Raw genomic sequence first — 1,958 nt, forward strand, 5'->3', positions numbered from 1 at the left:
GTTCATTGCGCCGCTGGCGGCGCTGGCGCACCGGGCCTTCGCCGATGCCGATGCGATTGGGGTCGCGGACGCGTGGCGACGCACCGATGCGCTGTGGTTGCTCGGAGTCACCATCGGGCAGGCGGCACTCTCGGCGGTGCTTGCGGTGCTGGTCGCCGCGCCCATCGTGTGGCTGCTCTCTACCGTCGACTTTCGCGGTTCGCTGCTGCTGCGGGTCGCGGTGACGCTGCCCTTCGTGCTTCCGACGGTCGTCGTCGGGGTGGCGTTCCGCTCGCTCGGCACCGGGCTGGCGAGCGGTCTCGGGATTGACTCCGGTTTGGGCGCGATCCTGCTGGCACACGTTTTCTTGAACGTGGCGGTGGTCACTCGCGTGGTTTCGGCGGTGTGGCAGCAACTCGATCCGCAGACGGTGGTGGCCGCCCGCGCGCTGGGCGCCTCGCCGCTCCGCGCCTTCCTCGACGTCACCGCGCCTCGGCTGCTGCCGGCGACTGCAGCCGCGGCGGCTCTGGTTTTTCTGTTCTGCTCCACCAGTTTCGGTGTCATCGTGATTCTCGGTGACGGGCGTATTCGAACCTTGGAGACGGAGATCTACCAGCAGGCCGTCGGCTACTTCGCGATCCCCGAAGCGGTCTCGCTTTCGCTGCTGCAGATTCTGCTGGTGGTCGGCGCACTGGTGCTCGCCCGGGTGCTCGGGCGTCGGGTGCCGCCGGTCAGCGACCGTGGCGGTCGGCGACAACGTCCCCGCGGACGGGGCTGGCTGCCGGTGGTCGCGGTATTGGTGTGGACGACGCTCTGGCTCGTGGTGCCGATCGGGTCGCTGGTGCTCCGGTCGCTGCGGCCAGGTGGCGGGTGGTCGTTGTCGGGGTACCGGCTGCTGTTCGCCGACGAGTCGGGGGTGTCGATCATCGATTCGCTCTGGTACTCGGTGACCAGCGCGCTGGCGGCGATGGTGGTCGCGCTCATTGTCGGGATGGTCGCTGCATTGGCGGTGACTCGGCGCCGGGACCCGATCGCGAAAGCTGGTGCGGCATTGGCGATTCTGCCGCTCGGAGTGAGCGCAGTAACCCTGGGTTTCGGCTACGTGGTGCTGACGACGTATCTGCCGCGCGAGGTGGGATCCTCGCCGTTGCTGATCCCGGCGGTACAGGCGCTCATCGCGATCCCAGTGGTCATCGGCATGGTGGTCCCGGCGCTCGCCGAGGTCCCGCAGCGCAGACGTGAGGCGGCCGCGGTGCTCGGGGCGGGGCCCGTTCGGGTCTTCTGGACGGTGGATCTGCCGATGATCAGCCGATCTCTGTGCTCCGCAGCGGGTTTCGCGTTCGTGATGGCAATGGGCGAGTTCGGGGCGACGACGTTCCTGGCCCGCTCGAACACGACGACGTTGCCGGTGCTGATCGGTGCACTCATGGGTCGTCCGGGTGCCGATAACCTCGCCGCGGCGATGGCGGCCTCCGTACTGTTGGTGGCTGTGAGCGCATGCGTGGTCCTCGTCGTGGAGTTGGCCGCACCGCGTAGTTCGGCGGCTGCGGCGGGCGGCCGCTGATGGGCGAGTTGACCTTGCACGAGGTGACGGTTCGCTACGGATCGACAACTGTGATCGACGGCCTCGACTGGTCGGTGGGCGCGTCGGGCAGTGGTGTCGCGGCACTGCTCGGGCCGTCCGGGTGCGGCAAGTCGACTTTGCTGCGGGCGATCGCCGGGCTGCAGCCGCTCGCGGCGGGCACCGTGGCGTGGGACGGTCAGGACTTGGCGCAGGTGCCGGTACACCGCCGTGACTTCGGTGTGGTCTTTCAGGATGGGCAGTTGTTCTCCGGTCGCACCGTGGCGGCGAATATCGCGTACGGGCTGCGGATGCGCAAATGGCCGCGGGCCCAGATCGACGCGCGCGTCGCCGAGATGCTTGAGCTGGTCCAGTTGCCTGGGGCCGGTGACCGCCGGGTCACCGGACTGTCCGGTGG

Annotated in this window: 2 protein-coding genes; both read left to right on the forward strand. The window is 68.9% G+C overall.

Annotated features, from left to right (window positions below; all coding sequences use genetic code 11):
- Positions 1–1,543: ABC transporter permease (locus WAW85_RS02275; protein WP_422558040.1), on the forward strand; the 1,543-nt coding region annotated here is incomplete at its 5' end.
- On the forward strand, positions 1,543–1,958 hold a 416-nt coding region (locus tag WAW85_RS02280), incomplete at its 3' end, for an ABC transporter ATP-binding protein (protein ID WP_422558041.1). The genes WAW85_RS02275 and WAW85_RS02280, both read left to right, overlap by 1 nt.

This window comes from Gordonia sp. (in: high G+C Gram-positive bacteria), from assembly GCF_049299075.1.
Lineage (GTDB): Bacteria > Actinomycetota > Actinomycetes > Mycobacteriales > Mycobacteriaceae > Gordonia.